Below are 21,689 nucleotides of genomic sequence, written 5' to 3'. Positions count from 1 at the left end.
ACGTACCTGATGACTAACGCTTAATAAATTAAGTGGCTTACTACGTTTTGCGTAGTGCCGTGTTGTCATCCGATGCAGCGCATTCTAATGATTTATTAAGGTGAGTCAACAATGTTTTTATCTTTTTATTTCACTTGACCAAATATCCAACGAAAAGCGCAAGATTAGCGCGAAATGACTTTTAAATAAGCTATTTATTCACTATCGCTATTCATTGCTTGAGTTGCAGCCCATAAATAACTAACCATAGATGAGACAGTTAGCGCTGTTGCAATGTACATTAACCCATAACCAATGTTCATGACCGTTTCATTATAGCGAGATAATAAGGCAATTATTGATAACATTTGAGCGGCCGTTTTCACTTTACCCCAAATTGATACGGCAACAACACCGCGTTTGCCAAGCTCTGCCATCCATTCGCGCAGTGCGCTAATAATAATTTCACGTGAAATCATAATAATGGAAGGAACCGTCACCCACACAGATTGATAATCTTGGCTAAGCATGACTAATGCAGCGCCTACCATCACTTTATCGGCTACGGGATCAAGAAATGCGCCAAATTTTGTGCTCTGATTAAGTACGCGTGCAAGATAACCGTCAAGCATGTCGGTGCCAGCAGCAAACCAGAATATAAATGCAGAGATTAAATAACGATGCTCAGAATCTAAGAAAAATGAAAAAATAAAGACAGGGATTAATACAACACGTAGTAACGTGAGTAGATTTGGAATGTTTAACGGCATCGAAAAAACTAACTGTTTTGAAAAGTGCCCTTATGTTGCCTTATTCACCAACGTAATACAAACCTGAACGAGCAATGGCGTGATAATTGATTACTAAATGTTCACATCAATCATTTAAGGCATCAAAAATAGTTTGCGCAAGTTCGCCACTTATTCCAGGAACTTTCGCTATTTCTGCTTGGCTAGCATTTTTCAGGGCCTGTAGACCCCCCATGTTTTTAATAAGGGCTTGTCGACGCTTAGGGCCAATACCAGGAATACTCTCTAAAGTGGAGGTATTTTTAACTTTTGCACGACGAGCTCGATGACCAGTAATTGCAAACCGATGAGATTCATCGCGAATATGTTGAATAAGATGTAATGCCGGATTATCGTTTTCTAAATCGATAATTTCTCGAGTAATACCAACAAATAAAGTTTCTAAACCCGCTTTACGCCCTTCCCCTTTTGCCACACCTAACAATAATGGCATCTTAGGCAAGTTGTCTTGGTATTTAGCCATAACCGCTTCAGCTTCGCTTAACTGACCACGCCCACCATCGATAAATAAAATATCCGGAATTAGCGCGGGATCATTTGCTTTCGCAAATCGACGAGACAGCGCTTGGTTCATTGCTGCGTAATCGTCACCTGGCGTTATGCCTTCTATATTAAATTTTCGATATTGCGCTTTCGCTGGACCTTCGCGGTCAAATACGACACAGGATGCTACCGTTTGTTGTCCTGAGGTATGTGAAATATCGAAACATTCCATACGCGCTATTTTAGCGTCGCTATCAATAGCTTTTTCAAGGGCGGTAACACGCTGTAACTGCGTGCCCTTTTGAGCCAGTTTACTCTCTAATCCTATACGCGCATTTCGCTGTGCCATATCTACTAATTTTGCACGTTCACCACGGGTATTATTAAATAAACTAACTTTATAACCCGCTTCACTGGTCAATGCCCCTTCAATAGCCCCATCGTCAATTTGCGGTGCGCTATGTAATATTTGTCGCGGAATTTGACGCCCTGCACTGGCATTTAAATAAAATTGTAAAATAAACGCGCTATATAGCTCTTCAGTATCGGTGTCTTTAGGGATTTTAGGATAATAACTTCGCGAGCCAAGTACCTTACCATTGCGAATAAACAGCGTGTGAAAGCAGGCAATACCATGGTCGTAGTTAAATCCAATAACATCTACATCGCTTTGATCTGAATTAATCCACTGCTGTTCTTGGACTTTACGCAGCGCTGTTAATTGATCGCGATAGCGAGCCGCCGCTTCAAACTGCAATGATTGACTGGCCAGCTCCATTTTTTCAATAACTGTATCAAGCACATTCTGGCTATTACCTGATAAAAACATCCCTGCTAGTTTTACTTCACTGGCGTAATCATCATCACTTACCAATCCTTTAACACAAGGCGCTAAACAACGCTTTAATTGATATTGCAAACAAGGACGAGAACGGTTGCGATAATATGCATCCTCACACTGCCTGATGGGAAATATCTTTTGCATTAGATGCAAGCTTTCTCGAACGGCACCACTATTAGGATAAGGGCCATAGTATTTACCCTTGGCCTTTTTGGCGCCGCGATGGCTCGTAATACGAGGGTGCTTATGATCTGAAACGAATATGAATGGATACGATTTGTCATCGCGCAGCAATACATTATATTTGGGCATATGATGCTTGATCAGATCATTTTCCAATATTAATGCTTCAATTTCACTAGCAGTAACAATGATTTTAACGTCAGCAATTTTACTGACAAGGATACGAGTCTTGCCGTTAGTTATATTGCTTCGAAAATAACTCGCTAAACGTTTTTTGAGATTTTTTGCTTTGCCGACATAAATAACAACGTCATCAACATCAAACATTTGATAAACGCCAGCCGACGTGGTGACGTTTTTTAAAAAGGATTGGCTATCAAACAAGAAAGGACCCGCTAATGGCTAGAGTTTTTCAGTATCTAAAATACCATGACGAATTGCTAAATGAGTTAACTCAACATCTCCGCTCACTTCTAGTTTGGTAAACAAACGATAACGGTATGAATTAACGGTTTTAGGGCTCAAACTCAATTGTTCTGAAATATCATTAACTTTCTGACCAGTCGTAATCATCATCATGATTTGTAATTCACGCTCAGACAGAGTTTGAAATGGGTTATCCTGTGATGGTCTAAACTGGCTTAATGCCATTTGCTGCGCAATTTCAGGTGATAAATAACGTTGACCAGATTTAACTTGTCGAATAGCGTTAATCATTTCAAGTGGTGCAGCACCTTTTGTTAGGTATCCAGCAGCACCCGCTTGCATCACTTTTGTTGGATAAGGCTCTTCACCATGAATACTGATTACGATAACTTTAATATCAGGATTTAGACGTAAAATACGACGAGTAGCTTCAATACCACCAATTCCCGGCATATTCATATCCATCAATACAATGTCAGTATCATTATTACGACACCACTGTACTGCGGTTTCGCCAGAGTCAGCTTCACCAACGACTTTAATGCCTCGTACATCTTCAAGCAAACGCTTAATACCAGTACGCACTAATTCATGATCATCAACTAAGAAAACGTTTATCACAAAAAATCCTCAACACCCACAAAGTGGTGAATTTGTTACTTATCAACTTGAACCACGATTGAATTTTAGACACTGTGTCTAAGTTTTCAAACATCGTATTCTACAGTAATCTATTTTCATTTAGATTGATACTGAAATTTACTCGTCGGTTTACTTCATTCGTTGGTAAATAAAACGGCATAATTACCAACAAACTTCATTTTAAACAATATTATAGCAAGATACATTAACCAAATATTTTACTAAGCAAAGTAATCACTTCATCTATTTTTTTACCAGACTCGACCTGTGCAATAATAGAATTTCGTTGTGCTTTTATAAAGTCAGATGTTCCTTCCATTGCTAATACACGGTCTACTATTTCAGTCGAAGACTCTTTACTACGGCGCGTGACTTTTCCGCCGCCAGCTTTGCTTGTGCTCTTACGCGCTGGTTTGTTTTTCAATTTCAAATAGTTTGATTGCTGGGCATGCTCTTCATCACACCAAAACAATAAATCCATCAATACAACGCGATTATTCCACAACGCAAGTTCTGACTCGTCAGACGGTTGTTCACTGCTATACCATGGCATAGTGCGGATGGTGCCAATGACGTCAGTCCAATACGCTTCAAAATCATGTAATTTTAATTTAGCGATATTTAAACCCTGACATAGTTCATCAAGTTTAGTACTGCTGATTGTTACAAATTGATCTGGACGTTTCATCGCCAGAAGTCTTGTTGCAACCGCTAAGCTTGGCTTTTCACCCGTGCTTATAATGGCCACCATAAAACTGCCAACAAAATCAGCAAACTGCGATTGGGTCACTTCACCTTCATCAGGGATTTTTGACAACGCATCATCAAAGGCCGCTGGATTAACACTCAATAGTTCGTGAAATCCTTTCGCAGTTTTGGTTTGACCAAACCACTGCACGTCAAAGTTATATAACGCGGTATCATGGTCATTCGTATGTTTACCAACAAATGCCAACCTGTCTTCAACACTCAGTTCACTTAATGTCGAGGTGTCTAATTTGCTCACAAAGTCTAATAAACGTAAGCGTTCCTCAAGCCCATGACGCTGTGCTTGACTATTAATAAACTCTTGGTAGATAACCCAAGGGGCTGCTTTTGCCATGGTTAGTTGCGTTACACTGGTAGCTAACGTTAATAAACTAATTACTTTTTTTAACGGCTTAAATTGAATTTCATCCATTAAATCACGGTTAATTCTGTTAACACACACATCCAATAACTCATGACACCACGCTAAAAAATCATCTGGTTGACGCTCAACCTTTACAGCCATCAAGTTCAAACTCAATGGCGCAACTTGTTCTAATATTTTTTGGTAAATGGCAGACTGAGACGCTGACAACGACATTTTAGAGGGAGAAATCAATAAGTTTTTCACGTGCTACAACTCCAGCAAGCTTAATGCGACTAGCTATCAGTTCAATAACCAGTAAGAAAAATAAGCCGTGCATCATACGGTTTATTTGCGCAGCTGCAATGGTTTGAAGTCACAAAAGTAAGGATGGCGGTGCGTTAGCTTAAAATTTGAATGGTTGAGTCCTAATAGAAAAAATTCAAGTGTTTATTTTTTGCGGCTATAACTATGAAATGCACCGATTATACCAATTGCATTAAGTAAGTGATCTTGTTGTGCGTAGAGAAAATCAGCTAAAACAAGGCGCTCGATTGACTCATAGCTGGCTATTAGGATTGAGAGCAACGCCATGTTAGTTAATTTTAACAAGTACAAGTGGGCAAATATTTAATGCAATTGGTATTACACATTCAGTTTGCTATATACCCAAGCCACTTGAAGATGCATGTTTCAGAGCTCGGGGAGGAATCGAATACAAGGCAGGATTTGTAATTAATGGCTACTCTCGGCAATAAGCTCCTGCATTGCCCTAATGTTTCACATCCGTGTGAAAACCTGATTATGAATCATAACGCGGTAGTCGTTTTCTACCCGAACGCCCAAGGGGCAAGGCAATAAGCGACCAACCGGCAACTGCTCCTGCGTTGCTCTAGCTCCGGTATCCATACCGTCGTACGTCGTTATAAGATATTTATTAATTTCTACATGGACGTAGAACAGTAGGATAACGCAGGAGCAGTTATCGGGAATGACTTAACGACACATCTTATGCCTAGTATTTGGCACGCTTGTCGACTTGCTGAAATCGAGCATCTTCATGTCGCTTGGGTATTAATTCCAAAAGTTTGCTGGTGCTAAATTTAACTAGATAACGTTCTTTAGGAGTTAGCTTAGTTAAATCCAGTTTTTGGTCGATTAATCTAACATCATGCCCATCGATTTTTATATACTTTTCAACGTCGATACTCTGTTGATTCATAAAAATAATGTTTCTGAGCTTTTCGTCACTAATCTCCGTGTTGATTACTTGCCAATGACCGTCAATTCGATTGACCTGAAACAGATTCTTTATAAATAACACTTCATCATTATTGTTGTCTGAAACGAGGGCAATACTCACATTCACCGCATTAACAGCAAAGGGAATCCAAAATTGCTCTCGTCGTATTTGAACCGTAAAGTCCTCTTGCAGTACGCCAAAATACTCAAGCAAACTTAAATTCACAATAAAATTATTATTTAAACATTGTTCACGAGTCTGTTTTATCTCGCTTAACGGCATGGATAAACATTCATCAGGTAAACTATCAATTGTAAGCTGCTTGGTATACTCATTGACTAATGCTTCTACTTTATGGTTTTCACCTAATAAACTGGCCACAAACAAGCCAATGAGAAGCGTAACTACAATTAAAACTGTAACGGTATGTTTAATCATCCTTAATCCTAATATCCTGTTGCTTTATTTAATAATTAGCCTATCTAAAATCAATCTTTAAACCCATTACGTAAAAACACACTGCGGGCAGCCATAAATGTGTCCGGTGTTGAATTAACAAAATCAATCGCCAATTTGGCGCCGCTTGTTAAACATTTAGTTTCATCAACTAATTCATATTCGTTCATGACGATATGCATCGCTTCAACAGTATGTTCAGCTTCGCCCTTTCCTATTGAAAACTCATCAGGTTCGAAATTATCAATCATCCAAACCTGCATTTTTTCAACGGAAATTTGGCCTGATTGCCACTGTGATAACACGTCAATAAGCTGTGTTTTGCTAATTACTTTACTCATATTTTTGCCGTATAAATTAAAGAAAATCGTCTAATGAATGCCAATCGCGCGGCGCTTGTTCATCACACTTAACACAGTTAAGTGTGACACCAAGCTTTGCAGTTCGGCCAAGTTCTGATATTACCCAAGGGCGGTTTTGCCACGGGGGATCGTGGCGTACATGTTGATTGTGACCACAAACAAGCTTCGCAACCCAATGGTTTTCATCATCGCGATGAAAACCGACCATGGCCTGTTGCATGATTTAATCTTGCTCTGGTGGTGATTGCGTTGTTTCTTCATCAACAATCGGCTCACCTAGGTTTACATCGATTGAATCGACACGTTGTAGTCCACGCGGAAGTTTGTTACCGCGGCGGCCACGTTCACCAATGTAATGCTCTAAATCACTAGCCTTAAGCGTCAGTTTACGTTTTCCTGCGAATAACGTGACATCACTATCACGGTTTATCACCGCTAGTTGTTTCACAAATTCTTCACGCGTAGTAACGCGTGAGCTAGGAATATTAATAATTTTATTGCCCTTACCTTTACTTAGCTTAGGTAAGCTCTCTAATGGGAAGATTAGCATACGACCTTCATTTGAGATTGCTAGACATAATTGACTGTCATAGTCGTGCACCTTCACAGGTACCATCACTTCGCTACCTTTAGGGCGCGATAATAAGGCTTTACCTTTCTTATTGGCAGACACCATGTCACCAAACGAACCGATAAACCCATAACCGCCATCAGTGGCCATTAAGAACAATTGTTCTTCACCGCCCATGACTGTATGAGCCATCGTCTCACCGCTGCCTAATGTAAAGCGGCCAGTGAGAGGCTCTCCTTGGCTACGGGCTGAGGGTAAAGTATGCGCGTCCGTACTATAGGCTCGTCCAGAGGTATCAATGAACACCACTGGCTGATTTGAGCGCCCTTTCGCTGAACTCAAATAACCGTCGCCTGCTTTATAACTTAAGTTTTGTGGTTCAATATCATGGCCTTTAGCACAACGTGCCCAGCCTTTTTCAGAAACCACAACAGTAACCGCTTCGCTAGGGACTAAATCTTTTTCTGATAACGCTTTTGCTTCTGAACGCTCGATGATTGGAGAACGTCTGTCGTCGCCAAATTTTTCCGCGTCAGCGACAATTTCCTTTTTAACCAAGGTCTTCATGCGACGTTCGCTAGAAAGGGTTAATTCAATTTTGTCACGTTCAGCGCTTAATTCGTCTTGCTCAGCTTTGATTTTAATTTCTTCAAGCTTGGCTAACTGGCGAAGTTTGATTTCTAAAATAGCTTCTGCTTGAATTTGCGATAATTCAAAGCGCGACATCAACTCCGCTTTTGGATCATCATAGGTACGAATGATCTCAATCACTTCATCAATGTTTAAAAACGCAACCAATAAACCATCTAAGATGTGCAGACGCGCTAAGATTTTATCAAGGCGATATTGCAAACGGCGGCGCACTGTTTCAAGACGGTACTCAATCCATTCGGTGAGAATATCTTTTAAACCCATCACGCGTGGGCGATTGTCTAAACCAATGATATTGAGGTTCACACGATAATTTTTTTCTAAATCAGTCGTTGCAAACAAATGATTCATCAAACCGTCAATATCAACGCGGTTAGAACGCGGGACTATCACTAAGCGCGTCGGGCATTCATGATCTGACTCATCACGTAAATCAGACACCATCGGTAATTTCTTACCTTGCATTTGACTGGCAATTTGCTCGAGGATTTTTGCGCCTGATACTTGATGCGGCAATGCAGAAATCACGACTTCACCATCTTCAATATCAAACACAGCGCGCATTTTTATTGAGCCCTTGCCTGAGCTATAAATTTTTTCAATATCAGCTTTAGGCGTAATAATTTCGGCATTTGTTGGATAGTCAGGTCCAGCGACATGCTCAAGTAATTCACCAAGTTCAGTCTTTGGTTTATCTAATAAAGTAATGGTTGCATTGGCCACTTCTCGCACATTGTGAGGCGGAATGTCAGTCGCCATACCAACGGCAATACCTGTAATGCCGTTGAGTAAAATATGAGGTAAGCGAGCAGGCAGGATCACAGGCTCTTTCATGGTGCCATCAAAATTTGGCTGCCATTCCACCGTGCCTTGGCCTAATTCGCCAAGCATTACTTCACTGAATTTAGAAAGTTTCGCTTCGGTGTAGCGCATTGCCGCAAATGATTTAGGATCATCCGGCGCGCCCCAGTTACCTTGACCATCAACAAGTGGATAGCGATAAGAAAATGGCTGTGCCATTAATACCATGGCTTCATAACAAGCTGAATCACCATGAGGATGAAATTTACCTAATACATCACCGACGGTACGAGCAGACTTTTTATATTTTGCCGATGCATGTAAACCTAATTCACTCATTGCGTAAATAATTCGACGCTGCACAGGCTTTAAGCCATCACCAACATGCGGCAGTGCCCTGTCCATGATGACGTACATTGAGTAATTTAAATAGGCGTCTTCGGTAAAGCTGTGCATTGATTGTTGTTCAACGCCATCCAAGCTCATTAATGTTTTATCTGTCATAATTTGCCTATTTAAACCTGTTCTTCAATATTTAAAGCTGTTTGTGCCAAGTTGCCTTTCGTCTCTAACCAATGACGTCTATCTGGCGAACGTTTCTTGGCAAGTAACATATCCATGACTTCACATGTCTGCTCTTCTTCTTCAAGCGTTAGCTGAACCAGTCGGCGAGTATTTGGATCCATAGTCGTTTCACGAAGTTGTAATGGATTCATTTCACCCAATCCTTTAAAACGCTGTACGTTCACTTTACCGCGTTTTTTCTCCGCTTCAATGCGATCTAAAATGCCATTTTTTTCATCTTCATCAAGCGCATAGAAGACTTCTTTACCTATATCGATACGGTATAACGGCGGCATAGCAACATAAACATGGCCTTGGCGCACTAATTCTCGAAAATGCATCATAAACAGCGCACACAGGAGTGTTGCAATATGCAATCCATCCGAGTCGGCATCAGCTAGGATACAAATTTTGTCATAGCGTAGCGCAGATAAATCAGAAGAGTCTGGATCGAGCCCAATCGCCACCGAGATATCATGAACCTCTTGTGAGGCAAGTACCTGAGACGATTCAACTTCCCAAGTATTAAGAATTTTACCACGCAGTGGCATCACTGCTTGGAATTCACGCTCACGGGCTTGTTTTGCACTACCACCAGCAGAATCACCTTCGACTAAAAACAACTCTGCGCGCGATGGATCTTGACCGGTACAGTCCGTTAGCTTACCAGGTAGTGCAGGGCCTGAAGTAACTTTCTTTCGGGCGATTTTCTTTGTGGCTTTTAATCGACGTTGCGCGTTATTGATACATAAATCAGCCAATTGTTCGGCAATTTCAGTGTGTTGATTGAGCCATAGACTAAAGGCATCTTTCACAACACCAGAAACAAAAGCACTACACTGGCGAGAAGACAAACGTTCTTTGGTTTGCCCTGCAAACGCTGGGTCTTGCATTTTTACTGACAATACAAAACTACAGCGATCCCAAATATCATCCGGCGTTAATTTGATGCCACGTGGCAATAGATTTCTAAATTCACAAAATTCACGCATCGCATCAAGTAAGCCAGCGCGAAGGCCGTTAACATGCGTACCGCCTTGAATAGTCGGAATTAAATTTACATAGCTTTCGCTCAGGGCATCGCCACCTTCCGGCTGCCATACCACTGCCCAATCAACCGCCTCTGATTTACTGCTCATACTACCAACAAACGGCGTTTCAGGCAGACATGGCCATTCTTTTACGGTTTCTAATAAATAATCTTCTAAGCCCGATTCATAGTGCCATTCTTGGACATCTTTGGTGATCTTGTTAGTAAATTTAATTTTTAGACCGGGACATAGCACCGCTTTTGAGCGCAGGTTATGGTTAAGGCGTGAAATAGAAAATTTATAAGAATCAAAATAAGACGCATCAGGCCAAAAGCGAACACTGGTACCCGTATTGCGTTTACCACAAGTCCCTGTCTCACGAAGATCTTCAACCTTATCACCGTTCTCAAATGCAATTTCATACACTTTAGCATCACGGCGAATAGTGACTTCAACACGTGTTGACAGTGCATTCACAACTGAGATACCTACCCCGTGTAAACCACCTGAAAAGGCATAATTCTTCCCAGAAAACTTACCACCGGCATGCAGTTTACATAGAATGAGCTCTACGCCGCTCACACCTTCTTCAGGGTGAATATCAGTGGGCATACCACGACCATCATCAACAACTTCAAGTGAATGATCTTCATGTAAAACAATTTGGATAGAACTTGCAAAACCAGCAAGCGCTTCATCGACACTATTATCGATGATTTCTTGACCAAGGTGATTTGGGCGTGTGGTGTCGGTGTACATTCCCGGACGGCGTTTAACGGGATCTAAGCCATTGAGTACTTCGATGGCATCCGAATTATATTGCTGTTCACTCACGATAAGGCCTTATGTGGTTGTTCTTATTATTACGCTCAGTGTAACGAAATTTGCTTGATCATTTAAGTACTTAACATCAATTTTCGAATAAAAATTCTACAATCGCATGTAAATATCTGTCAAAGCCTACAAAACCGTGATCGCCAAGCGGCTCTAGCGTAATGCGGCTGTGCTGATAAACCGATAACGCATCACAATAATCAAGGGTTTCATCGCCTTGTTGGAGCAGCACCCAGTAATTAGAAGCGGTAGATAATGCATCAAAATTCATCGCAGCTAATTCATTACCATCTTTTTTAGTGACCTTAAATGTTTCGCCAGAATACGGATTGGTATAATCACCGACTAACGAATCAATCATACGATGTGGCGCAACAACCGGATTAATCAATACCGCTTTTACGCCATACTTTTCACCACACAAGGTGGCTAAGAACCCACCCATAGAGCTGCCAACGAAACCAATCACTGCATTTACGTGCTTGTTTTTTATGTCGTTAACTATTGAGATAATTTGTTCAAGTGCAATACGCGGCGTAACTTCAAGCGTTGGTGTCACAATGCTAATGTCAAAGCAATTATCATTGATGAATTGATTCATTTGTAGCGCTTTAACTGACTGCGGCGAGCTATTAAAGCCGTGAAGATAGATAAGATATTTAGGGCTATTCACAAACATAGTTCATTGGGAAGAAACAATGATTGGCAGCATAAACTATCTCTCAGCGCTGCGCAAAACAACGCTGATAAAAATAAAGACGTGGTTAGTATCCTGCGGGGTCAAATGTTGCAATAAATTTATTATCAGCAACACGATGTACCTTGGTCTTTATGGTGCCGTTAGCCAGCAACTCTAAGTAACGAAAACCAGGTTGCGCATCATCGACAGAAAACTCATCTTGATTTGGGGTAAATTGAACACTGGTTGATGGACAACCAAGCACTCGAACACCATCTTTGACCTCATCAACCATCTGATGAACGTGCCCAAACATCATACCTTTGACATTGCCGGCCTTATTAACAGCATCCCACAATTCGTCACGATTGGTTAAACAATGATTGTCAATCCATTCACTATTCATCGGGATTGGATGATGATGTAGCACAAGCATAATGTGATGCTTCGGATAATCAATAGCAGCTTGTTCAATTTGTTCAAGCTCTTCATCACTAATTGCACCGCAAATTTTCCCAGGAATTTGGGAATTTAAAAGCAACAATTGCCAATGCTTAAATAAAATACGCTTAACCGGCGTAATAGCGCCAACTGACAGCACATCATTTTGCATAGCAACTTCGTCATGATTCCCCGTAATCCAAGCAACTGGGTGTTGTTGATATCGGAAAACTTCACAACATTTTTGGTAAGATGCTTCACTGTGATCTTGAGATATATCACCAGTAATCAACGTTAGATCAACACTATGATATTGCGATGCCAACGCCTTTACAGCCGCAAAACTTTCATCACAATTTATGCCCATTAACTCTTCATTGCTCGAAAGATGAAGGTCACTAAATTGTAAAATCTGTGGATTGGCCTGTCCTAGCCTTAAAATATCTTCGTTCATGAATGCCTCGGATCCAATGTCATTACACGTCCGTCCTTAAAACAATGCTCTAACCATTGCGTTAAAAACTTATTGATTTGGTATTTCTCGTCCGGCTGTTGCATCAGCCGATTAGGATAATCATAACGTGATTTAAAATAACGGATCTGTCGACTAGCTAACACTTCTGCCATTTGGGCATCATGATAAAGCCGTACTTTTAATCGAGGTGTGAGACTGGTTGCACTTTCATCATCAATGATAACGCTTGATGCAATATTCTCTATATCAAGCACGCTCGTATACTGAGTTTGCTCGCAAACACTCAGTTGATAACATCCATTATCTAAGTGAAAAAAATATGGCCTTTCGCTATCTAACTCGGGTAAGAGCTTGAGAATTAGTAAATAATTGTAAGAATGAGCACGATGAAGTGCCAGCATATCTGGTTGATATTTCGATTTTGTTAAACTGTTACTCGCCATAAACTACTCAGAGGATGTTCTATATCTTAAGGGCACCATTTATTCTTCAACGTTTGATGATTGAGTGCCAACCATTGAAGACCAACTATGGTAACACCATTTTGAAATTTAGATTGCGACAAATGGTCAATTGCTTCACTAACGTCTATGACCATCGTTCTAATATCTTCTGACTCACATTCCAAACCTGCAATCGCTAATGCTTGACTGGCATCTATTTCAGCAATGTATAGATCGATACACTCGGACGTTCCACCAGGACTGACTAAATAACTCATGATTTTATCGAGACGTTGGCAATCTAAACCTGTTTCTTCTTTGAGTTCTCGCTTGGCGACATCATCTGCCAATTCGCCCTCTTCAATCATTCCTGCCACCAATTCAATCATCCATGGATTAATGTCATGCCCAAAGGCACCAACACGAATTTGCTCAACCATTACAATTTGGTCGCGCACGGGATCATAGGGAATAACAGCAACAGCGGTATCACGTTCAAACAGCTCTCGTTCAACTATCTTGCTCGTTCCGCCGGAAAATAACGCATGGGTGAAATAATATTTAAGCATTCGAAAGTAGCCCTGAAATACCACTTCTTTTTTAACGACGGTGACATCATTTTTCGAAAATTGCTTCATCAATCAATTTGCCTTTACAAAGATTTACATCTTAGTTGTTAATATTTAAATATAATTGTTCAGTATAACTTGAATTATGCTAGCTTAGACACCATTACTAATACCTAGTAGCAAATTGAATAGTAATGCCATGAGTTTCCATAATAATTAGGAGATTCCTCGCATAAAATAAACTGTTACACTTGGCCTCTGGTTAAGTGACAAAAAAACGCTTAGATTAAGCACAAATTATTGTAAAGACCGTTAGGATTTCAAATGAGCTCTAAATTAAATAAACTCATGTTGTCAGTAAGCTTAGGTTTACTTTCTATGACAGCCAATGCAGATGGATTGCACCAGATTTACCAACAAGCCCTTCAAGGCGACCCACAAATTAAACAAGCAAAAGCAAATCGTGATTCTAGCTTTGCAGCAATTACTGAATCTCGCGCAGTTTTATTACCACAAATTTCAGGGTCAATTAGCCTTGGTAATCGCGGTAACGATGCAACTGGTAGTTATGAGTGGAACTCACAGTGGACTAGTGGCGCAAACATCACTTTAACACAGCAAATATATTCTCACGGTTCTTGGTTAAGCCTTAGCTTATCTGAGAAATCAGCGTCTCGCAGTGATGCACAATTAGCAGCGGCCCAGCAAGGACTAATTCTTCGTGTTGCCAATGCCTATTTTGATGTACTTAAAAATACTGACAGCCTGTCATTTGTGCAAGCAGAAAAACGCGCTATCGAACGTCAACTTGAGCAAACAAAACAACGTTTTGAAGTGGGCTTAAACGCCTTTACTGATGTTCACGAAGCTCAAGCACAATTTGATTTATCAACAGCTAACGAAATCATGGCGTTAAATAGCCTTGAAAATAGCCTTGAAGTATTAACAGAAATCACAGGTCTTAAACACAGTGATTTAGATGCGTTAAACACAGAGTCATTTAGCGCAGCAATGCCAATGCCAGCCGTGTCTTCAGAGTGGATTAAACTCGCTGAAGAAAATAACTTAACGTTATTAGACAGTCGCTTAGCGCAAGATATCGCAAAACAGCGTATCGATTTAGCAAAATCAGGTCATTTACCAACATTAGGTGCATCTCTTAGTGCTGACAAAGATTTTAAAGGCGAAAAGACGCTTGGTGGTTCAATTGGCTTACAGCTAAACGTACCTATCTATAAAGGCGGCGCAACAACATCACAAGTCGACCAATCGCGTTTCGGTTATGTGGCTAGCGCACAAAAATTAGAACAAGATCATCGCAGTGTTGTGCGTAATGTTCGTAATAACTTCAACAACGTTCGTGCTTCAATCTCATCGATTAAGGCATACGAGCAAGCAGCAAAGTCTGCTGACAGCGCATTAAAAGCAACAGAAGCGGGTTTTGAAGTGGGTACACGTACTATCGTTGACGTATTAAACTCAACGCGTCAAGTATACAACTCAAAGCGTCAACTGTCTGATGCACGTTATTCTTATATTCTTTCTGTACTGAGCCTAAAACAAACAGCTGGTACATTAAAAGAGCAAGATTTAATCTTGATTAGCAAGGGTCTTAAATAAGACGGTGCTAACGCCAGATTGCAAAAAACCAGCGTAATGCTGGTTTTTTTATGCCCTTATTTCAATGGCAACAATTCCTTGTTCACTGCCAATGAGCTTGCCAATAGACAATACCTAGGAGCCCTTGTTCGTTTAGTAATGCGCTAAACACCGTTAAATCAATCTCACCCTTACCTTCTTTCGCTCTTGAATATGCATCTATGACTTGGCGCATTGCAGGTAATGCTAATGAACTGCGAGGCTTTATACCATTAATTGCATTAAGTAAGTGGTATAACACATCATCTGCTTTAACGCGGCCACCACGAATAAACGCTGGGGCAAGCTTGGTGATTTTTCCGCCGACCTGTGCCACTAATACCGTTTGCTCCTTAGCCATCACCATGCCTTGCGATTTAACCTTCATCGTTAACTCACTAACATTAATCGTTTGAGTTTTAACGACCGGAATAAATGCTTTAGGTTCTTTTTCTTTTGGCGCTTCCTTCATGGCAACAAATGCCGCTGCAATCGCAATAGTTCCTAGCAATATGAGAATAGGAAGTATTATTTGTTTTTTAGTGGCCACCATGGCTGCTAGCGTGACGAAAATAATTGGACGAAATATAGCAAATTAAACCATATGGTTTTGTATAGAAGTTTCGTGAAGTTGTAATGAAGAAAAGGAAGAAAGGAAACACTGAGCGAATGCCCAGTGCCTCAAGGTTGTAAATGATAATTACTTAGCTTTTATACCAAAGAACATGGTGTAAAAAACAGGGACAAACACTAAGGTTAAGACAGTAGCGAAACCTAACCCAAACATAATGGTCACGGCCATTGATTGAAAAAACACATCGAATAATAATGGAATCATGCCAAGAATAGTTGTTATCGCAGCCATCGCAACTGGCCGCACACGACTAGCACCCGCCATTAGCACGGCATCAAAAGGCTCAAGTCCTGATTCAAGCTCAATATTGATTTGATCAACTAACACAATTCCGTTTTTAATCAGCATTCCTGACAAACTCAATAACCCAAGTAACGCCATAAAACTAAACGGTGCTTGCATCACGAGTAAACCACCAGCGACACCAATAATAGCCATCGGTACTGTTACCCAAATCACCAATGGTGCACGAATGGAGTTGAATAAGAATACGGTTATCATAAACATTGTGAGGTAACCTAATGGTAATCCCCCCATCAATGCTTTTTGTGCCGTGGTAGAGCTTTCATATTCGCCACCCCACACCAATTGATAACCGCGAGGCAATTCAATCGCTTCAATTAATGGACGGACTTGATTAAAGACTTGTGCTGCTGTGCCATCGCCTAACACGTCATGATCCGCTTTTACGGTAATGGTGCGTTTGCGGTCGCGGCGCATAATAATAGGATCTTCCCACTGCGTCTCAAAGCCATCCACCACCTGACTCACTGGTATGTAACGTCCTAGGCTACGGCTATAAATTTGCAGCGCCTCTAAACTATCAATAGACAAGCGTTCTTGATCAGGTGCTCGCGCAACAATCGGCAGCATTTGCGTACCATCGCGATATAGGCCAACGGCTTTGCCGGAATAACTCACCAATAACAATTCATCAAGATCAGCTTTGGTAATACCAACGCGCCTGCCTGCCGCTTCGTTGAACACTGGGCGAATAGTTTTGCTGCGCTGACGCCAATCATGACGTACGTTATAGGCATCAGGATTATCCAACAGCACTTGTTTGGCTTGAGCGGCCAAACCACGAAGCACATCAGGATCTGCTCCAGAAAAACGTACTTCTAGTTTCGACTCAACTGGTGGTCCAATTTCCATTGGTTTAATTTTGGATAACGCATTTGGAAAATTGTCTCGTAGGTATTCGCGTAAATCATTCATGATAACCAGTTGTTGCTCGCGATCTTCAGCCCGCACAATGAGTTGCCCAAACGCCGGATAGCTTTTCTCTGGGCCATAAGTCAGCATAAAGCGAAGTGCACCCTGCCCAACCGTTGATGTCACTTGCGTTACGCCTTTTTGCGTTAACAAATGTTCACTGATCTTTGCGATATCTTTTTGGGTTTCACGAATATCTGAGCCCTGATAACGCCATAAATCAACGTAAAACATCGGGGTATTCGACGCAGGAAAAAATGATTGCTTTACTTGACCAAAACCAATGACTGAAAGCACAAGTATTGCAATGAGTGATAAAGCTGAAATCGCTTTAAACCGAATACATAACGTCACAAAGCGTTTGTAGAATACAAACATCGCGCCTTTATATGGGTCTTGGTTATCAGTGTCTTGCTGAGATTTATCATTGGTAAACAATAAATTGGCAAAAAATGGCGTTAAAGTTACTGCCGTAATCCAACTCAGCATTAACGATATTAGCAATACCCAAAACAAACTACCTGCGAATTCTCCGGTGGAGTCAGACGATAAACCAATGGGTGCAAATGCAGTTACCGCAATAACTGTCGCGCCAAGTAATGGCCATTTAGTTTGTTTAACAATATCACTCGCCGCTTGGGCTGTCGTTCGCCCTTTCTTCAGACCCATCAGGATCCCTTCGGTGACTACAATGGCATTATCCACCAGCATCCCCAGTGCAATAATCAATGCACCTAATGAAATACGCTGCAAATCAATCGCCATCAGTTTCATAAAAATGAAACTACCAAAGACTGTAATAACCAAAATCAGACCAATCAATAAACCACTTCGCGGCCCCATGAACAAAAGTAGCACCAAAATCACGATAGCAACAGCTTCAACAAGGCTTAAGATAAAACCTGATACCGAATTTTCAACTTCAACAGGTTGGTTATAAACCGTATCGATATCTAACCCAAGTGGCTTAAAATAAGCTAATTCAGTAAGACGCTGTTGTAAATTCTCACCCACTTCCACCACGTTAACGCCACTGGCAAATGACACGCCAATAAGTAGTGCAGGTTTTTGATTGTACTGTGTCACGTGCTGCGGAACTTCACTGTATTGACGGCTCACATCGGCAACATCACCTAAATAGATCAGCTCACTGGCACCGGGCGCAGAAATAATTAGTGATTCTAATTCTTTAACTTCACTAAATTCTCCCGTTGAGTGAAAACGAATAGACTCTTGACCAACTTTGATCTTTCCCGCATTTGAAACGGTATTTTGGCTACGTAATAATTCAAAGATACTCGCCTGTGGAATACCCAGTGAAACCAGTTTACTACGAGATATTTCAACAACGACAAGCTCTTGCTGAGTACCAGCAACATTGACTTTATTGACCCCATCAACCAACACTAGCTCACGGCGAAGATAGTCTGAAAAATCTTTGAGTTCCTCGTTGCTATAGCCATCACCAGTAAGCGCTAGCATGACGCCAAAAACATCACCAAAATCGTCTTTAACTTGTGGGGGATTAACACCTTGAGGAAAATTACCAGCTAAATCGTTAACTTTACGGCGAACTTCATCCCATATTTGACGAAGCTCCTGCTTACGATATGTTCCTTTCATTTCAACGATAATTTGCGATAAACCCGGCGTTGAAATTGAGCGAATATTTTTAATATAGGGTAATTGTTGTAAGGCGTTTTCTATGGGATAACTAACTTCTTCTTCTACTTGCAGCGGACTGGCACCAGGGTAACTGGTAATAATCATTGCTTCTTTAATGGTAAATTCAGGATCTTCCAAGCGACCTAAGTCGGAATAAGAAACAATGCCCCCCAATAACAGCAGGACAGCAAACATCCAGCTAATGACTGAATTTTTAATCGATAACTTTGCAATATCCATTATAGGCCTCGCTCACGAGACCATGCGCGAACAAAATCACCTTCCGATAAATAATGCGCGCCAGCACCGACAATTTTTTCATCGCCGCTAAGACCACTTTTAATGATAATGCCATTGCCTGATAAGCTTCCAACGTCTACGGCGCGATGTTTCACTGTCATATCATCGTTAACAACCCAGACAAAACGCTGCGCGGTTTCACTTTGCTTATCGTCCGCAGCAAAGACTGCTGAAACTGGGACCACTACTTGACTATAATCTTGATGAGTAACTTGAGCTAAGTCAGCAAACAAAGTACCAGACATTCCCGGCAAAATATTATCTTGCTCAGTGAGTTTAAGGGTAAAAACAACTTTAAAAGTACGGGTTGCAGCGTCAGCTTGCGCGTCCCACTCTTTGACTGTGACGTTAAATGTTTTATTAGGCAGTGAGTCAAAGACCACACTCGGTGAATAGCCTGTCTCTTTATTGATAATGGCGACTAATCGCTCTGGCAGTTGAATTGACACATCAACGCTATCAACATTTTGCATATTTAAAATCACTTGTTGTGCTTGTACATTCTGAAGATTCTCAGCATATACCTTTGCGATAACGCCATCATAAGGCGCATACAATGACGTATATTCTAACGCTGTTTCCGCACTGTTTAGGTTGGCTTGGGCAACCAATAGGTTTGCTTGTGCTTCATCATATTGCGCTTGGGATGCAAGCTTTCTATCCCGTAATTGTTTTGCTCGTTCAAACTGCGACTTAGCCAATGCATGTCGTGCTTTGCGATCATTGACTTGAATTTTAAAATCACGGTCATCTAATTTGGCCAGTAACTGCCCTTTAGTTACGCGATTACCTGCTTTAACAGCAAATTCTTTCAATTCACCACTGACTCGAAATGCCAAATGACTGTCTTTATTAGGCTCAACTTGCGCGGGAAATTGTCGGATGCTGCCTTGCGTCAATCCTCCCACGTCAACAATCTTAACCATGGGTGGAAAGGTTTCTTCTGGGGGAGTCTCAGCATTATCACAAGCTGACAGAAATAGAGAAGATAAAAATACCACAGCAATGCTTTTACGGCGGCTAAATTGGCTAAACATGCGCAACATCCTAATAGTTTGACGAGAGTAGACAATTGTATCTTGCTTGTGAAAGCAATAAAATTTATATAAAGTTATCAACATCATAAATTTTATTTATACGATATATTTTTAACGATGACATTAGAACAACTTAAAGCACTTCATAACATTGTTGAGCTAGGCACGATTCAAGCTGCGGCTGACGCACTCCACAAAACACAGCCAGCCATCTCAATGGCGATTAAGAAACTTGAGCAACAATATGGCTTTCCCCTGCTTGATCGTTCTGGCTATCGCTTAACATTAACGCCCCAAGGAAAAATTTTCTACCGTCAAGCAAGAGGGTTATTATTAAGCGCAGAGCAACTAGAATCCGTTGGTAAACATCTAGCGCAAGGTCATGAAGCGGTATTTCGTATCGGTTATGATCCGATGTGCGACAGTCAATTCATCATTGATATCTTGGCGAGTTTTCAGCATCAGTTTCCAACCACAAGTTTCGAGTTAATTGCAGGCTCAAGGTTTTCGTCACTTGAACAACTTAATAACAATGAAGTTGATATTACCTTTGGTGCTTGGTTTCATTTATTTCACGCCATTGGCGATTATTTAACATTGCCCGTTGAAGAATTTGAGATTGTTGTGGTGGCATCACCACAATTTTTAGCAGGTAAATCCATCAACTGCCTTTCAGATCTACATCAACAACCGACTGTCACTATGATTGAAAGCAGTTTGAGTTTTGATAGTGAACAAATGGGCGCTCATAGTGCCAAACCTCTGGTGAAAACAAAGGACGCTCAAACCCTCAAAGCACTATTAATCGCAGGGATGGGCACAGGGTTCATTCCCAAATCTCGAATTCTCGATGAGTTGAAACAAGGATTATTACAAGAGATTCATCTCGATGATTTTGAGAAAAGTCTGAACGGTGAAGTACGTGCCATTATCAAAGAGGATAAAGTCTTGGGCCCCGTTGGTCAGATGTTTTGGGAACGGATAAAAACGATAAATTTGCCAACAATTTAAAATTCAGTTTCAATTAAGTTAGCTACGTTAAGATGAATTCATATGCTATCTCATTGGAGAATATTTATGAGCAACTTAATAACAAAATTAACCGTTACCGGTTTAATTTCAACGTCGTTATTGTTATCGCCGGCTGTATTTGCAGGCCATCAAGTGAATCATCATTCGAACTATAATGGTCATCACAAGAAACATTACAAGAGCCATAAACGTCATCATCACAGTAAACATCATCACAGTAAACATCATCATGTAAAACACCGCTACAAAAATCACCGTAAACATCGTCACAATCATACAGGTGAAATAATTGGCGGCATTATTGGCGGTGTCGTCATAGGCAGTATTCTTAGTGATTCATCGTCTCATCACAATACGCATGTAACGACAACCTATTCTAAGACCCATTATGGTCACGGGTATCGAACAACGATTTATCAGCCACCAGTTTCGGTTAACAAAACAATTATTGTTAACAATACGCCGACACAAACTTACCGTGTCTTAAATGGTACGGACTGTTATTTAGTAAACTACAACCAAGTTCGCAGTGAAGTATTAACTCAAGTGCCTGGTGTTAATTGTGGTTTCTAAG

At 40.9% G+C, this 21,689-nt stretch carries 19 protein-coding genes; 3 read left to right on the top strand and 16 right to left on the bottom strand.

What is annotated here, in order from left to right:
• Positions 1–194: 194 nt before the first annotated feature.
• From pgsA to ACMAZF_RS07740, 13 genes are all read right to left on the bottom strand, one after another.
• Positions 195–749, bottom strand: a complete 555-nt coding sequence (gene pgsA / locus ACMAZF_RS07800) for a CDP-diacylglycerol--glycerol-3-phosphate 3-phosphatidyltransferase (RefSeq protein WP_435276828.1) — start codon at positions 747–749, stop codon at positions 195–197.
• A 106-nt stretch (positions 750–855) separates the two neighbouring features.
• A complete protein-coding gene (uvrC, locus tag ACMAZF_RS07795) occupies positions 856–2,679 on the bottom strand; it encodes an excinuclease ABC subunit UvrC (RefSeq protein WP_435276827.1) in 1,824 nt (607 codons plus the stop codon).
• Between the two features lie 18 nt (positions 2,680–2,697).
• The gene (gene uvrY / locus ACMAZF_RS07790) at positions 2,698–3,342 is read right to left on the bottom strand and encodes a UvrY/SirA/GacA family response regulator transcription factor (RefSeq protein ID WP_435276826.1); all 645 of its coding nucleotides are present in this window, start codon (positions 3,340–3,342) and stop codon (positions 2,698–2,700) included.
• A gap of 226 nt (positions 3,343–3,568) precedes the next feature.
• Positions 3,569–4,741, bottom strand: coding sequence for a hypothetical protein (locus ACMAZF_RS07785; protein WP_435276825.1), 1,173 nt, complete (start codon positions 4,739–4,741; stop codon positions 3,569–3,571).
• A 748-nt stretch (positions 4,742–5,489) separates the two neighbouring features.
• A complete protein-coding gene (locus ACMAZF_RS07780; RefSeq protein WP_435276824.1) occupies positions 5,490–6,155 on the bottom strand; it encodes a hypothetical protein in 666 nt (221 codons plus the stop codon).
• 50 nt (positions 6,156–6,205) lie between these two features.
• Positions 6,206–6,514, bottom strand: a complete 309-nt coding sequence (locus tag ACMAZF_RS07775) for a hypothetical protein (RefSeq protein ID WP_435276823.1) — start codon at positions 6,512–6,514, stop codon at positions 6,206–6,208.
• 16 nt (positions 6,515–6,530) lie between these two features.
• Positions 6,531–6,755, bottom strand: coding sequence for a DUF3565 domain-containing protein (locus tag ACMAZF_RS07770; RefSeq protein ID WP_435276822.1), 225 nt, complete (start codon positions 6,753–6,755; stop codon positions 6,531–6,533).
• A gap of 3 nt (positions 6,756–6,758) precedes the next feature.
• Positions 6,759–9,062, bottom strand: coding sequence for a DNA topoisomerase IV subunit A (parC, locus tag ACMAZF_RS07765; protein ID WP_435276821.1), 2,304 nt, complete (start codon positions 9,060–9,062; stop codon positions 6,759–6,761).
• Positions 9,063–9,073: 11 nt separating this feature from the next.
• The gene (gene parE / locus ACMAZF_RS07760) at positions 9,074–10,987 is read right to left on the bottom strand and encodes a DNA topoisomerase IV subunit B (RefSeq protein WP_435276820.1); all 1,914 of its coding nucleotides are present in this window, start codon (positions 10,985–10,987) and stop codon (positions 9,074–9,076) included.
• Positions 10,988–11,063: 76 nt separating this feature from the next.
• Positions 11,064–11,660, bottom strand: coding sequence for a YqiA/YcfP family alpha/beta fold hydrolase (locus ACMAZF_RS07755; protein ID WP_435276819.1), 597 nt, complete (start codon positions 11,658–11,660; stop codon positions 11,064–11,066).
• A gap of 91 nt (positions 11,661–11,751) precedes the next feature.
• Positions 11,752–12,561, bottom strand: coding sequence for a 3',5'-cyclic-AMP phosphodiesterase (gene cpdA / locus ACMAZF_RS07750; RefSeq protein ID WP_435276818.1), 810 nt, complete (start codon positions 12,559–12,561; stop codon positions 11,752–11,754).
• A complete protein-coding gene (locus ACMAZF_RS07745) occupies positions 12,558–13,025 on the bottom strand; it encodes a DUF1249 domain-containing protein (RefSeq protein ID WP_435276817.1) in 468 nt (155 codons plus the stop codon). The genes cpdA and ACMAZF_RS07745 overlap by 4 nt, the downstream gene beginning before the upstream one ends.
• A 26-nt stretch (positions 13,026–13,051) precedes the next feature.
• Positions 13,052–13,663: an NUDIX domain-containing protein gene (locus tag ACMAZF_RS07740; protein WP_435276816.1), complete on the bottom strand. Its 612-nt coding sequence runs from the start codon at positions 13,661–13,663 to the stop codon at positions 13,052–13,054.
• Positions 13,664–13,918: 255 nt separating this feature from the next.
• On the opposite strand from ACMAZF_RS07740, the gene tolC reads away from it, so the two are divergent.
• Complete coding sequence (tolC, locus tag ACMAZF_RS07735; protein WP_435276815.1) at positions 13,919–15,214, top strand: outer membrane channel protein TolC; 1,296 nt, start codon at positions 13,919–13,921, stop codon at positions 15,212–15,214.
• 82 nt (positions 15,215–15,296) lie between these two features.
• Here the strand turns inward: tolC and ACMAZF_RS07730 are convergent, their stop codons facing one another.
• From ACMAZF_RS07730 to ACMAZF_RS07720, 3 genes are all read right to left on the bottom strand, one after another.
• Positions 15,297–15,785 carry a hypothetical protein gene (locus tag ACMAZF_RS07730; RefSeq protein ID WP_435276814.1) on the bottom strand — a complete coding sequence of 163 codons (489 nt, stop codon included), beginning with the start codon at positions 15,783–15,785 and terminating at the stop codon, positions 15,297–15,299.
• 147 nt (positions 15,786–15,932) lie between these two features.
• On the bottom strand, positions 15,933–18,986 hold the full coding sequence (locus ACMAZF_RS07725) for an efflux RND transporter permease subunit (RefSeq protein ID WP_435276813.1): 3,054 nt from the start codon (positions 18,984–18,986) through the stop codon (positions 15,933–15,935).
• Positions 18,986–20,083, bottom strand: coding sequence for an efflux RND transporter periplasmic adaptor subunit (locus ACMAZF_RS07720; protein ID WP_435276812.1), 1,098 nt, complete (start codon positions 20,081–20,083; stop codon positions 18,986–18,988). The genes ACMAZF_RS07725 and ACMAZF_RS07720 overlap by 1 nt, the downstream gene beginning before the upstream one ends.
• Before the next feature lie 117 nt (positions 20,084–20,200).
• Between ACMAZF_RS07720 and ACMAZF_RS07715 the strand changes: the two genes are divergently transcribed.
• Positions 20,201–21,094, top strand: coding sequence for a LysR family transcriptional regulator (locus ACMAZF_RS07715; RefSeq protein WP_435276811.1), 894 nt, complete (start codon positions 20,201–20,203; stop codon positions 21,092–21,094).
• Between the two features lie 66 nt (positions 21,095–21,160).
• Positions 21,161–21,688: a hypothetical protein gene (locus tag ACMAZF_RS07710; RefSeq protein WP_435276810.1), complete on the top strand. Its 528-nt coding sequence runs from the start codon at positions 21,161–21,163 to the stop codon at positions 21,686–21,688.
• Position 21,689: the final 1 nt, after the last annotated feature.

The organism is Psychrobium sp. nBUS_13 (assembly GCF_051201665.1).
Lineage (GTDB): Bacteria > Pseudomonadota > Gammaproteobacteria > Enterobacterales > Psychrobiaceae > Psychrobium.
The sequence above is the reverse complement of the archived record's forward strand: the minus strand, read 5'-3'. Positions and strand labels throughout refer to the sequence as shown.

Coding starts and splice junctions, on each gene's coding strand:
- pgsA (WP_435276828.1), bottom strand. CDS start 749: ATGCCGTTAAACATTCCAAATCTACTCACGTTACTACGTGTTGTATTA.
- ACMAZF_RS07780 (WP_435276824.1), bottom strand. CDS start 6,155: ATGATTAAACATACCGTTACAGTTTTAATTGTAGTTACGCTTCTCATT.
- ACMAZF_RS07775 (WP_435276823.1), bottom strand. CDS start 6,514: ATGAGTAAAGTAATTAGCAAAACACAGCTTATTGACGTGTTATCACAG.
- ACMAZF_RS07770 (WP_435276822.1), bottom strand. CDS start 6,755: ATGCAACAGGCCATGGTCGGTTTTCATCGCGATGATGAAAACCATTGG.
- parC (WP_435276821.1), bottom strand. CDS start 9,062: ATGACAGATAAAACATTAATGAGCTTGGATGGCGTTGAACAACAATCA.
- cpdA (WP_435276818.1), bottom strand. CDS start 12,561: ATGAACGAAGATATTTTAAGGCTAGGACAGGCCAATCCACAGATTTTA.
- ACMAZF_RS07745 (WP_435276817.1), bottom strand. CDS start 13,025: ATGGCGAGTAACAGTTTAACAAAATCGAAATATCAACCAGATATGCTG.
- ACMAZF_RS07740 (WP_435276816.1), bottom strand. CDS start 13,663: ATGAAGCAATTTTCGAAAAATGATGTCACCGTCGTTAAAAAAGAAGTG.
- tolC (WP_435276815.1), top strand. CDS start 13,919: ATGAGCTCTAAATTAAATAAACTCATGTTGTCAGTAAGCTTAGGTTTA.
- ACMAZF_RS07730 (WP_435276814.1), bottom strand. CDS start 15,785: ATGGTGGCCACTAAAAAACAAATAATACTTCCTATTCTCATATTGCTA.
- ACMAZF_RS07725 (WP_435276813.1), bottom strand. CDS start 18,986: ATGGATATTGCAAAGTTATCGATTAAAAATTCAGTCATTAGCTGGATG.
- ACMAZF_RS07720 (WP_435276812.1), bottom strand. CDS start 20,083: ATGTTTAGCCAATTTAGCCGCCGTAAAAGCATTGCTGTGGTATTTTTA.
- ACMAZF_RS07715 (WP_435276811.1), top strand. CDS start 20,201: ATGACATTAGAACAACTTAAAGCACTTCATAACATTGTTGAGCTAGGC.
- ACMAZF_RS07710 (WP_435276810.1), top strand. CDS start 21,161: ATGAGCAACTTAATAACAAAATTAACCGTTACCGGTTTAATTTCAACG.